Source organism: Paenibacillus ihuae (assembly GCF_001368795.1).
GTDB lineage: Bacteria > Bacillota > Bacilli > Paenibacillales > Paenibacillaceae > Paenibacillus_AQ > Paenibacillus_AQ ihuae.
This window is the reverse complement of the sequence record NZ_LN831200.1, coordinates 140,134-151,825: the sequence shown is the minus strand read 5'-3', so window position 1 is coordinate 151,825 and position 11,692 is coordinate 140,134. Positions and strand designations below refer to the sequence as shown.

The window sequence follows — 11,692 nt, the reverse complement described above, 5'->3', positions numbered from 1 at the left end:
CGTACTCGGTGACGTTGTGTGCGGCGGTTTCGCAATGCCGATCCGTGAGAACAAGGCACAAGAGATCTACATCGTCTGTTCCGGTGAAATGATGGCGATGTATGCAGCCAACAATATCGCCCGCGGGATTCTGAAATATGCTACCAGCGGCGGCGTTAGACTGGGCGGACTGATCTGCAACAGCCGTAACACCGACCGTGAAGATGAGCTTATCATGGAGCTGGCCCGCCGTTTGAACACACAAATGATTCACTTTGTACCACGCGACAATGTCGTTCAGCATGCCGAGCTGCGCAGAATGACCGTTGCCCAGTACAATCCGGAGCATAAGCAGGCCAAAGAATATGAACTTCTGGCCGAGAAAATTCTGAACAATAAAATGCTGACCATTCCGACCCCAATTTCCATGGAAGAGCTGGAAGAGCTGCTGATGGAATTCGGTATCATCGAAGATGAAGAAGCCGCCATCCAGAAGCTGCAGGCTTCCGGACAATAAGCAGTAAACCGGAGTTAGATGGGGAGTTACCGGTGAACGGGAGTGGAGAGACGAAGGTTCACCGGAATAGCTCACAATGGCACAGTAGCCACGCGGGCGGCTTAGGCAGTCTGCACCATGAAAAGGAGGGTCAATAATGGGACTGGATATTGAAGCGAATAAGAAGCTGGTTGAAGAAGTGTTGGAAGCCTACCCCAAAAAAGCGAAGAAAGACCGGGAAAAGCACTTTCAGATCAATACTGAAGAAGCGCAAACCTGCGGCACATGTGCCCTGAAGTCCAATATTAAATCACGCCCCGGTGTCATGACACCGCGCGGATGCTCCTATGCAGGCTCTAAAGGTGTGGTCTGGGGACCGATCAAGGATATGGTTCATATCAGCCACGGACCGATCGGCTGCGGACAATACAGCTGGGGTACCCGCCGCAACTATGCGAGCGGTACGCTTGGAATCGATAATTTTACCGCCATGCAGGTCACAAGTGATTTCCAGGAGACGGATATCGTCTTCGGCGGTGATAAGAAGCTTGAAGTGATTATGCGGGAAATTACCGAAATGTTCCCGCTGGCCAAAGGGATTTCAGTTCAATCCGAGTGTCCGGTTGGTCTGATCGGCGATGATATTGAAGCGGTGTCCAAGAAAATGTCCAAAGAGCTGGAAATGCCGATCGTTCCGGTACGCTGTGAAGGCTTCCGCGGCGTCAGCCAGTCGCTGGGTCACCATATCGCCAATGATGCCATCCGTGATTTCGTGCTCGGTAAAGCGGAGCTGGCCGAAACCGGTCCTTATGATGTCAATATTATCGGTGACTACAATATCGGCGGCGATGCCTGGGCCTCACGGATCCTGCTCGAGGAAATGGGCCTTCGTGTGATTGCCCAGTGGTCCGGTGACGGTACCCTAAATGAGCTGGAAATCGCCCATAAGGCGAAGCTGAACCTGATTCACTGCCACCGTTCCATGAACTACATGGTGGAGCATATGGAGAAGGCTTACGGTATTCCGTGGATGGAATATAACTTTTTCGGACCTTCCAAAACATATGAGAGCCTGCGTGCCATCGCCGCCTTATTTGACGAAACGATCCAGGAGAATTGCGAGAAGATGATCGCGAAGCACAAGCCGGCAATGGATGCCATTATCAATAAATACAAACCGCGTCTTGAAAATAAAAAAGTGCTCCTGATGATCGGCGGTCTGCGTTCCCGCCACACAATCGGCGCTTATGAGGATCTCGGTATGGACATCGTGGCTTCCGGTTACGAATTTGCCCATAAAGACGATTATGAGAAGACCTTCCCGATGATGAAGGAAGGAACGATCATTATGGATGATCCGACCGCCTACGAGCTGGAAGAGCTCGCCCAGAAAATGAATGTTGATCTGGTAGGTTCGGGTGTTAAGGAAAAATACGTGTATCACAAAATGGGTGTTCCGTTCCGCCAGATGCACTCCTGGGATTACAGCGGTCCTTATCACGGCTTCGACGGGTTTAAGATTTTTGCCAAGGACATGGATATGACTGTGAACAGCCCGGTATGGAATCTGATCCAGAAGAAGGAAACCGTCCAAAAAGAGGAGGCGAGCATATGAGTAAGGACAGACTGGACATTCCAGATTACAACACTCTGTTCTCGGAGCACCGGTTCGTGGAGCAGCGGCTGAACAAGCAGCAATTCGAAGCACCCTGCAGTGAGCAGGAAACCGCAGAAGCGCTCGCTTACTCCCAATCTGCCGAGTATATGGAGAAGAACTTTAACCGTAAAGCGGTTGTCATTAATCCTCATAAGGCATGCCAGCCGCTCGGCTCGATTATGGCGGCGCTCGGCTTCGAGAAAACCCTGCCCTTCGTTCACGGCTCGCAAGGCTGCAACTCGTATTTCCGCAGCCATTTAAGCCGCCATTTTAAAGAGCCTACACCGGCCGTTTCGTCTTCCATGACCGAAGATGCAGCTGTATTCGGCGGCATGAGCAATCTGATAGACGGTCTGGAGAACAGTATCGCACTCTACAAACCGGAGATGGTTGCACTCTGTACCACTTGTATGGCTGAGGTCATCGGGGATGACCTGTCCTCCTTTATCGGCAATGCCCGCCAAAAAGGCGTAATCTCCGAAGATTTCCCGGTTGCGTTCTGTAATACGCCGAGCTTCGTCGGTTCGCATATTACCGGCTATGATTCGATGCTGAAAGGCATCCTGAGTTATCTGTATGAACGTTCCGGCCTGAAGGCAACGCCTGGCAGCGGCGAAGAAACAGGAGAGAAGCTGAACGTGATGCTCGGATTTGAGCCTTACACCGGCAATTTTACGGAGATCCGCAAAATCCTGGATGCTTTTGATACCAAGTATACTCTTCTCGGTGATCACAGCGGCAACTATGACTCGCCGGCTACCGGTGAATACGAGTACTACTATGGCGGAACGAAGCTGGCGGATGTGCCTCTGGCCGCGAACGCGCTTGGCACGCTGTCACTTCAGAAGTACACGCTGAAGAAAACCCAGGATTTCATCAGTGAAACCTGGAAGCAGCAGGTCTCCGCACTGTCCACACCACTTGGCATTGCCGGAACCGACAAGCTGCTGGAAGCGATTAGTGAACTGACAGGCCTGCCGATTCCGGCCTCGCTTCTGGAAGAGCGCGGCCGGGTAGTGGATGCACTTACCGACAGCCATCCGTATCTCCACGGCAAGCGTGTGGCACTGGTAGGCGATCCGGACCTGCTGATCGGACTTATCGGATTCTGTATGGAAGTAGGCATGGAGCCTGTGCATATCGTCTGCTCGAACGGTGATGTGGATTTCAATGATGTGAAATTCAAGGAAGAGGCCGAAGCGCTGCTGGCTTCGAGTCCTTACGGCTCAGAAGCTACGGTATATGTCGGAAATGACCTGTGGCATATGCGCTCGCTGCTGCTGACAGATCCGGTTGATCTGGCGATCGGCAGCTCGCATCTGAAATTCGCGGCCAAGGATGCGAAGGTTCCGCTGATCCGTGTAGGATTCCCGATCTTTGACCGTCATCATATGCACCGTTATCCGATCCTTGGATACCAGGGCGCACTGAATCTGCTCAGTCAGATCGTCAATACCGTTCTGGATGAACTGGACCGCAACAATTCCGGCTTCAACTATGATCTGGTTCGGTAAGCAGAATACTTGAATTTTTACAGATTGACTATATGGATAAGTGATGGAAATTACTGAAATTTTCTGTAATCATATTGTATACTTAACATACATCAATTTGAATAAATGTAAAAAAGTAATATCATGCCCGGCGTTCTCTATTTCTCTTCCTTTCGCCTATGCCTCTATTAGCGAAAATAAGGAAATGGGGTAGGCCGGGATTCTTGCTAGTGATGTGTAAGTGCCGTTTCTGATACAGGTTAGCATGTAGGTAGAGTTAGCATCCACCTTTAACGAAGGAGATGAAAGCCGATGGACCCTATTCGAAAAGACGAGTTTGATTCCGAGGCTTGCGGGAGTAAGGCACCCAAATCCAAGCCTTGTCCGCGGCCTAAGCCTGGTGAAGCGGCCGGAGGCTGCTCCTTCGACGGAGCCCAAATCACACTGCTGCCGATTATGGATGCTGCACATCTTGTCCATGGTCCGATTGCCTGTGCCGGGAACAGCTGGGAGAGCAGAGGTACGCTTTCAAGCGGACCCTCGCTTTCCCAATATGGTTTTGCCACGGATCTGAACGATTCCGATATTATTTTTGGCGGAGAAAAGAAACTTAGAGAGAGCATTGACTACATTGCCGGGCGCTTTGCGCCTCCGGCAATATTTGTATATTCGACTTGTGTGACTGCACTCATCGGTGAAGATATGGATGCTGTATGCAAGGAAGCAGGCGAGAGGCTGGGGATACCGGTCATTCCGGTCAACAGCCCCGGCTTCGTCGGCAGCAAAAATCTGGGCAACAGGCTGGCAGGCGATGCCCTGCTGCAGTATGTGATCGGTACGGGTGAACCGGAGCCGGAGTTACCGCCGGGTGTCAATCTAATCGGTGAATACAATATCGCCGGCGAGATGTGGGATATTGAGAAGCTGATGAACAGCGCGGGCATCGCTGTAACATCACGCATTACAGGCGATGCCAGATATAAGGAGATCACTTGGGCGCACCGTGCCAAGGTAAATATGGTCGTCTGCAGCCGCGCCTTGCTCGGTTTGGCCAAGGAGATGGAATCCAGATACGGGATCCCGTATTTCGAGGGTTCCTTCTATGGGGCCAAGGAGACAACGTATTCCTTGCGCCAGATGGCATATCTGATGAATGACCGCGATATGGAGCGGCGGGTTGACCGTCTAACCGAACGTGAGGAGAGCCGTCTGATACAGGATTTACGCCCGTACCGCAAGATTCTGAAAGGAAAAAGAGCCGTGCTGTATACCGGTGGCGTCAAGAGCTGGTCCGTAATTTCCGCTCTGAAGGAACTTGGTGTGCAGGTGGTCGGGGTCGGTACGAACAAAAGCACAGAGGATGATGTGCGGCGGATTGCCGACCGGGTTGGAGATGACACCGAATATATCCCGGAAGGCGGAGCAACCCGTATTCTCAAAACCGTTAGGGAGCGCAAAGCTGACATCATGATCGCCGGCGGCCGCAATATGTATGTAGCCATGAAAGAACAGATCCCGTTCATTGATATCAACCAGGAAAGACATAAAGCTTATGCCGGGTATGAAGGTCTGCTGCGCCTGGCCAAGGAGCTGACCTATTCACTCGCTAATCCGATCTGGAAGCTTGCAGCGAGCCCGGCTCCCTGGGATAAAGAGGTGCCTTATGACCGTTAACAGACGGAACAAACCGGCATCAGTTAATCCGATCAAAATCGGCCAGTCACTCGGTGCCGTACTTGCCCTTCAGGGCTGCTACCGGGCCATGCCGCTGATACACGGCTCGCAAGGCTGTTCAGCTTTTCCTAAGGCGCTGCTGACCCGGCATTTCCGTGAGCCGATTGCTGTGCAGACTTCCGCGCTTCAGGAGATGGATGTTATTTTTGACGCGAACCGCAATCTGGAAGAAGCGCTCAATATCGTGCTGAGCAAACACCGTCCCGACATTATCGGAATTATCGGTACGGAATTGACCGATGTTGCCGGAGTGGATTATGCGACGATGCTCAAGAGCTACAAGCGGGAGCGGAACATGCGGGGAGGGCTGGCATTCTCCGTAGTGCTGCCCGACTTTCGAGGTTCGCTCGAATCGGGCTTCAGTGCGACCGTGGAAGCGATGATTGACGAGATGATCCAGCAGGTAGGGCACCGGGGCTCAAGAACGGTAAACACCCGCCAGATCACCCTGCTTCCGGGATCTTTTCTGACCCCTGCCGATGTGATGGAGCTTAAGGAAATGATCTCTGCCTTCGGGTTTGAGGTCATTGCGGTGCCCGATATCTCCACTTCATTATCCGGACATCTGCTCACCGGCTTTTCCCCGCTGACCCGGGGCGGGGTGCCGCTGGATTCGATGCTGCAGAGCCTGCAGTCCGGACTGACCATCGCCGTTGGAGCCAGCATGGAGCGGCCGGCGAGACGGCTGCACAATGCGCTGGGTACGCCTTACAAAGTGTTTAACGGAGCGATGGGCCTTAAGGCTTCGGATGAAATGCTGCATTTCCTGCACCAGATCAGCGGTGAACCAGTACCGCTGCGCTACTGCTGGCAAAGGGAAAACCTTCTCGACAGCATGCTTGACGCGCACTTCCAGTTCGCCGGGATGTCTGTAGTGTCTGCACTTGAGCCGGATCATCTGTACTCCATATCCGCATGGCTGGAGGAACTCGGTGTGGAGCAGAAGGCACTGATCGCCTCTTATGAGACGCCGGTCGTCGCCGGTATGGAGCGGGAGGTATGGATAGGCGACATGGATGATGCCGAGGTATTGGGCGGGGGCGCAGACCTGTGGATCAGCAATTCGCACGGAATTGCCGGCGCGCAGCGGATTGGAGCCGCGTTTATGCCTGCGGGGTTCCCGGTCTGGAACGAGCTTGGAGCTTATATGTCCGTTTCAGTGGGCTACAGAGGAGCAATGGAGTGGAGTAATAAGGCAGGGAATTTGTTAATGCAGAGGGAGGCTAAATACCGTGAAAGTAGCGTTCGCCACAGATGACGGAAGCCGGGTAAATGCCCACTTCGGGCAGAGTCCGATGTTTGCTGTATATAATGTGACCAAAAATGGCGGCGATCTTGTAGAGCTGCGCAGACTTCCGGTGGTTCTGAACCAGGATGAAGCCGGGAAAATTGAGAGCCGTCTGGAAGCCGTAGGAGACTGCACCCTGATTTTCATTATGCAGATTGGCGCTTCGGCCGCGGCGCGGGTAACACGGCGCAAGATTATGCCGGTAAAGGTTCCGTTCGGAAGCCCCATAGATGAACAGGTGAAGCGTCTGGTCGAAATGCTGCAGGGCAAGCCGCCGATGTGGCTGGCTAAGGTACTGCGGGCGGAAGAAGAAGGCATAGGGGAAGGGGAGGAAGCTGATGGGACCCATGGCTAAGGAGCATTCAGCCCAGATAGAAGGGGCTCTTGCGGGCGGAGCGCTACAGAAACGACGCAGCCGTACCGGCCGGAAGGAGCTGGATCAGGAGACGGCGGATGCCTTTGTCCGCCGGTTATGCAATCTCCTCGATACGGAAGATTTCTTTGGCCGCTATGCCGCGCTGTCGCCGCAGGAGAAGATTGAACAGCAGTTCCTGGCTTCCTCTGAGGATAAAAGCCAGTCCGATTTCAACTGTGCCGTCTCTCCGAAAGTACGCCAGCAGGTTCCGCTGATGTTTCAGGCCATTGCCGGCGTGATGGAAGAAAGAAGCGGCACTATGATCCAGAGTACGGCCGAGATCAACCATGAAGGCTTCGGCCGGGGGCTGCTCTACAGCGGACGTGTCATTCTGGTTCTGAAAAGTCTGCGGGCCGGTTTTCCCTTCCCGTTCACTTCGGAGGAGAAGGTGATCCGGTACGGGGTGGAATGTGTGGAGGAAGGTTTGGCCTTTCTGGCTAAATACAAGGAAGTGACCGCTCTGCACGGCTTGCTTAGCCTGGAGGGCTAGGCGGCAAACAACTAATCAGTCACAGGGGGCGACAGGTATGGAGCAGCTTGCCGGAGGGTTGGAGCTTGAACGGTATGCCCGGCAGCTTAAGCTGCTCGGAGAGAGCGGACAGCAGGCGCTGAAGGAAGCGACGGTGATGGTAGCCGGCATTGGCGGGTTAGGAGGAACGGCTGCGCTGTACCTGGCAGCGGCAGGCGTTGGTAAGCTTATTTTGGCTCATGAAGGAATCATCCTTCCGCCTGATCTGAACCGGCAGATTCTGATGGATAGCGATTCCTTGGGGATGGAGCGGATCAGTACGGCAACAGCGCAGCTGAAACGTCTGAATCCGCATGTGGAAATCGAGGGCTACAATGCCAAAATTGAGTATGATCTTGCCAAACCTTGGGTGGAGAGTGCTGATATTGTGATCGATGCCCGATACGATTTTCCGGAGCGGTATGCCTTGAACCGTCTCTGTGTGGATACCGCTACTCCGATGGTGGAAGCGGCGATGTACGGTTTCGAAATTTCACTTACAACAATGATTCCTGGTCTGACCCCTTGCCTCGAATGCCTCTACCCGGATGTGCAGCCGCAGTGGGAGCCGTTCGGATTTCCAGTTTTGGGTGCCACCTCCGGGATTGCGGGTTGTCTGGCAGCTCTGGAAGCCGTAAAATGGATTACAGGGGTAGGGACAACTTATGCGGGCGTAATGCATCGCTTCAGCTCACTCGACTTCGCCTGTTATAGCGTCCGTATTTCCCGTAATCCGAATTGCGCTTGCTGCGGAGAAGGAGGTAAACCGTGAAAAGTCTCAAGCTATGTGACACGACACTTAGGGATGGTGAACAGGCGGCTGGAGTATCATTCACGCGGGCAGAAAAGCTGGAAATCGCAAAGTTGCTGTCGGAGTGCGGAGTAGAGCAGGCAGAGGTAGGGATTCCTGCCATGGGCAAGCGGGAGCAGGCGGACATCGCGGCGGTCGCGGAACTTGGACTTCCCATGAAGCTGATGACCTGGAACCGTTCGGCCCTTGGCGATATCGACAAGGCGCGGAGCACCGGGGTGAACTGGAGTCATGTGTCCATCCCGGTCTCGGAAATTCAGTTGCAGGGCAAGCTTGGGCTGTCTCCGCTGGAAGGGCTGAATAAGCTGCTTCATGCGGCAGAATACGGGCTCAGGCTGGGCATGACGGTGTCGGTAGGTATGGAGGATTCCTCCAGGGCGGATATGCGTTTTTTGGTTCAGCTGGTGAATGCTTTATATAAAGAGGGTATCCGCAGGTTCCGTTATGCGGATACGGTATCCGCCCATCATCCGGGCCAAATGGCCGAGCGGGTTCATACACTGCTCGGCGCGGTTCCCGCCGATGTGGAGCTGGAGGTACACTGTCATAATGATTTCGGGCTGGCCGTTGCCAACACGCTGAGCGGGATTGAGGCGGGTGCGGTCTGGGCCAGCACAACAGTAGCCGGTATCGGTGAACGTACCGGCAATGCGGCCATGGAGGAAGTAGCCATGGCCTGGCGTCATTTGTACGGCGGCGAATGCGCCATACGGCTGGAGCTGCTCAAAGGCCTGGCGGATAAGGTCATTGCCGCCTCCGGCCGCAATGTCGGGGATGCCAAACCCATTGTGGGACAGCTGGCGTTTACCCATGAGTCGGGAATTCATGTGGACGGGCTGATGAAGGAGAGAGCTACGTATCAGACGTTTGATCCTGCGGAGGTCGGCCGGGCCCACCGCTTTGTGCTGGGCAAGCATTCCGGCAGCGGCGGTGTCGCGCATGTGCTGGAGCAGCGCGGTCTTGAAGTCAGCGCCGATACGGCGGGACTCCTGCTGGAGAAGGTCCGTGAATATGCGGAGGCCCGAAAAAGCAACGTTCCGGAGGTCATGCTGATTCAGTGGCTGATGGAAGAGCAGCAGCGGGCGCAGAATGTGGTCTGAATGAAGTGAAGACGACTAAAGGCTGAAGGTTCCGAAGGATGCTGAAATCTTACAGGTTAAGCAGCGGCAGTTTCCGTTAATGGAGACTCGCCGCTGTTTTTCTCGGAAAATTGACGTAACCATAATTGAAAACTTGCATAGCTTGCAGCAAGCATCTACAATTTTGGCAGGATGAATTCAAAGAGACAGCAAGGAGAATGGAGAGCCATGATGAAGAAGACGATCTTTTTTGATATTGACGGTACAATTTATGATGAAGATAAGGTAGTGCCTGCTTCCACGAAGGAAGCCATTGCCGAACTGAAACGGCTGGGCCATAATGTCGCCATTGCGACCGGAAGAGCCTCTTATATGTTTAAGGAGCTGCGTGAAGAGCTGGGAATCGACTCGTATGTCTCGCTCAACGGGCAGTATGTTGTTTTTGAAGGGAAGGAGCTCTACCTCAATCCGCTGGATACCGGAGCCCTGAAGGAAATTACGCTGTTTGCCGAAAAAAACGACCACCCGGTTGCCTACATCGATGCGCTGGATATGAAGGTGAATGTCGCGGATCATGAGTACATCCACACAAGTATCGGCTCGCTGAAGCTGGCTTTTCCCACGCATGATGCAGAGTATTTCCTGCAGAACGAGATTTATCAGGCGATGATCTTCTGTCCGCAGGAGAACCAGGCGATGTATGCAGAAGCATACCCCGGGTTTAAATTTGTCCGCTGGCATCCGCTATGTATGGATGTGCTGCCAGGCAACGGCTCCAAGGCTAATGGCATAGCCCAGATGATCAAAGCTCTCGGTGTGGCGAAAGAAGATGTCTATGCGTTTGGCGACGGGCTCAATGATGTGGAGATGCTCAGCTTTGTCGGCCATGGAATCGCAATGGGCAACGCGGAGGATGAAGTGAAGGCAGCCGCGTCTTATGTAACCAGTCATGTCAGCGAGAACGGGATTTATGAAGGGCTGAAGCTGGTGGGGCTGCTGTAGGTGGACAGAAAAGGCTAGTGGAGGTTAACCGGACTTGTCCGGTGACCTTGCCTATATTGCAAGCTGCTCCGGGGTGCGCCGTTAGTGCAGTATGGTGCAGGACTTGCTCCGGTGGGGGAGCAGGTATATTTCGCGAGGTACTGCCGCCCCCATACCTGCTGTTTAAGCAACGTTCAGCCGTTTATGCCGGCAGGAGGCATGCTTCTCCCACGCTTTTTCCACACCAGATCGGCTTAATTGCACTTTGTACAACAAAAAACGCCATGTAGCTTCAAGTCATCCCTTTAGTTGCATTCTTACACTTAAACAGTCGTATAAAGCTTGTTTAGCCGAATTGGGCAGTTTTAGTTGCACAGCATACAGTTATATCGAACAGGTGCGGACTTACGGGGTTTTAAATGGTATAAAATACAACTGTATGAGGGGCAAAGGGCTTTCTGTTGCAGAATGTGCAATAGAAAGGCCCTTTTTTGCGTGGAAAAAGCTTTCTATTGTATTTCATACAGCAGATTTGGAGAAAAGTCCGCTATTTGCGCTCCCGGGAAATTTTCTATTGCACAAAATGCAGCAGAAGCTGCTTTTACAGTGATATCGGCATAATCCATTGTACAAAGTGCAATCACGATTAGGATAAGGCAGCTTGTTCCGCAACTAAGTCTGACATGAGGCCGTCAATTACTTATAAAACGAAGCGGATAGGGGGCTGTTAGAGATGAAGATGAGCATGAAGCTGCGGATGCCAGGGATATTACTGCTGCTGCTCCTCGGCTTTGGAATGCTGCTTACCGGCTGCGGCCGGGGCGGGGATACAGAGGAGACTGCGGCCAGAGTGCTTACGGCGGAGGAAATCTCTGCTGCTTTTGCCGGACAGGGGCTGGAGCTGACTAGCGTGGAGGTGCGCGCGGAGAATAGTTTTCAGAGGGAGCTAAAAGGGAGGAAACCGCTGGTTTTCCTGCTGGATGAGCAAGAACTGGTCATATATCAGTTTGCCACGGCCGGGGAACGCGAAGCGGGCTGGGCTGATTTTGAACTACATACAGCCACAGCGGACTTGGTGACTTATAAGGCTTATCAGGAACAGTCGCTGCTGGTTTTTTATATCCATGATGAAGGTATGATCGGCCAGGAGCTGTACCGGCAGGTTGAGAAAACAATACCGGGACTGCTTGAGCTTAAAGCGGACGGAGCCTGACAGCTGGAACTCTGATTTTTGAAAGGGTGTGTGATTGT

The 11,692-nt window shown here is 53.2% G+C and carries 10 protein-coding genes and 1 pseudogene; all 11 read left to right on the top strand.

Features of this window, described 5'->3' with window-relative positions; all coding sequences use genetic code 11:
* Positions 1–496: pseudogene (gene nifH, locus AQR02_RS23260) on the top strand (nitrogenase reductase); the annotation flags it as partial.
* Positions 497–632: 136 nt separating this feature from the next.
* Complete coding sequence (gene nifD, locus AQR02_RS23255; RefSeq protein WP_054942795.1) at positions 633–2,090, top strand: nitrogenase molybdenum-iron protein alpha chain; 1,458 nt, start codon at positions 633–635, stop codon at positions 2,088–2,090.
* Positions 2,087–3,646: a nitrogenase molybdenum-iron protein subunit beta gene (gene nifK, locus AQR02_RS23250; RefSeq protein WP_054942794.1), complete on the top strand. Its 1,560-nt coding sequence runs from the start codon at positions 2,087–2,089 to the stop codon at positions 3,644–3,646. Before nifD ends, nifK begins: the two co-directional genes overlap by 4 nt.
* Positions 3,647–3,937: 291 nt before the next feature.
* Complete coding sequence (gene nifE, locus AQR02_RS23245) at positions 3,938–5,299, top strand: nitrogenase iron-molybdenum cofactor biosynthesis protein NifE (protein ID WP_054942793.1); 1,362 nt, start codon at positions 3,938–3,940, stop codon at positions 5,297–5,299.
* Positions 5,289–6,617 (top strand): nitrogenase iron-molybdenum cofactor biosynthesis protein NifN, encoded by a 1,329-nt coding sequence (gene nifN, locus AQR02_RS23240; protein ID WP_054942792.1) that lies wholly within the window; start codon positions 5,289–5,291, stop codon positions 6,615–6,617. The genes nifE and nifN overlap by 11 nt, the downstream gene beginning before the upstream one ends.
* The gene (nifX, locus tag AQR02_RS23235; RefSeq protein WP_054942791.1) at positions 6,592–7,002 is read left to right on the top strand and encodes a nitrogen fixation protein NifX; all 411 of its coding nucleotides are present in this window, start codon (positions 6,592–6,594) and stop codon (positions 7,000–7,002) included. Before nifN ends, nifX begins: the two co-directional genes overlap by 26 nt.
* Entirely contained in the window at positions 6,986–7,552 is a 567-nt protein-coding gene (locus AQR02_RS23230; RefSeq protein ID WP_054942790.1) for a DUF269 domain-containing protein, read from the top strand. Before nifX ends, AQR02_RS23230 begins: the two co-directional genes overlap by 17 nt.
* 37 nt (positions 7,553–7,589) lie before the next feature.
* The gene (locus AQR02_RS23225) at positions 7,590–8,342 is read left to right on the top strand and encodes a HesA/MoeB/ThiF family protein (RefSeq protein ID WP_054942789.1); all 753 of its coding nucleotides are present in this window, start codon (positions 7,590–7,592) and stop codon (positions 8,340–8,342) included.
* A complete protein-coding gene (locus AQR02_RS23220; RefSeq protein ID WP_054942788.1) occupies positions 8,339–9,481 on the top strand; it encodes a homocitrate synthase/isopropylmalate synthase family protein in 1,143 nt (380 codons plus the stop codon). Before AQR02_RS23225 ends, AQR02_RS23220 begins: the two co-directional genes overlap by 4 nt.
* Positions 9,482–9,688: 207 nt before the next feature.
* Positions 9,689–10,462 (top strand): Cof-type HAD-IIB family hydrolase, encoded by a 774-nt coding sequence (locus AQR02_RS23215; RefSeq protein WP_054942787.1) that lies wholly within the window; start codon positions 9,689–9,691, stop codon positions 10,460–10,462.
* A 712-nt stretch (positions 10,463–11,174) separates the two neighbouring features.
* The gene (locus AQR02_RS23210) at positions 11,175–11,654 is read left to right on the top strand and encodes a hypothetical protein (RefSeq protein ID WP_054942786.1); all 480 of its coding nucleotides are present in this window, start codon (positions 11,175–11,177) and stop codon (positions 11,652–11,654) included.
* The last annotated feature ends 38 nt before the right edge of the window (positions 11,655–11,692 follow it).

Coding starts and splice junctions, on each gene's coding strand:
- AQR02_RS23225 (WP_054942789.1), top strand. CDS start 7,590: ATGGAGCAGCTTGCCGGAGGGTTGGAGCTTGAACGGTATGCCCGGCAG.
- AQR02_RS23230 (WP_054942790.1), top strand. CDS start 6,986: ATGGGACCCATGGCTAAGGAGCATTCAGCCCAGATAGAAGGGGCTCTT.
- nifD (WP_054942795.1), top strand. CDS start 633: ATGGGACTGGATATTGAAGCGAATAAGAAGCTGGTTGAAGAAGTGTTG.
- AQR02_RS23210 (WP_054942786.1), top strand. CDS start 11,175: ATGAAGATGAGCATGAAGCTGCGGATGCCAGGGATATTACTGCTGCTG.
- nifK (WP_054942794.1), top strand. CDS start 2,087: ATGAGTAAGGACAGACTGGACATTCCAGATTACAACACTCTGTTCTCG.
- nifN (WP_054942792.1), top strand. CDS start 5,289: ATGACCGTTAACAGACGGAACAAACCGGCATCAGTTAATCCGATCAAA.
- AQR02_RS23215 (WP_054942787.1), top strand. CDS start 9,689: ATGATGAAGAAGACGATCTTTTTTGATATTGACGGTACAATTTATGAT.
- nifE (WP_054942793.1), top strand. CDS start 3,938: ATGGACCCTATTCGAAAAGACGAGTTTGATTCCGAGGCTTGCGGGAGT.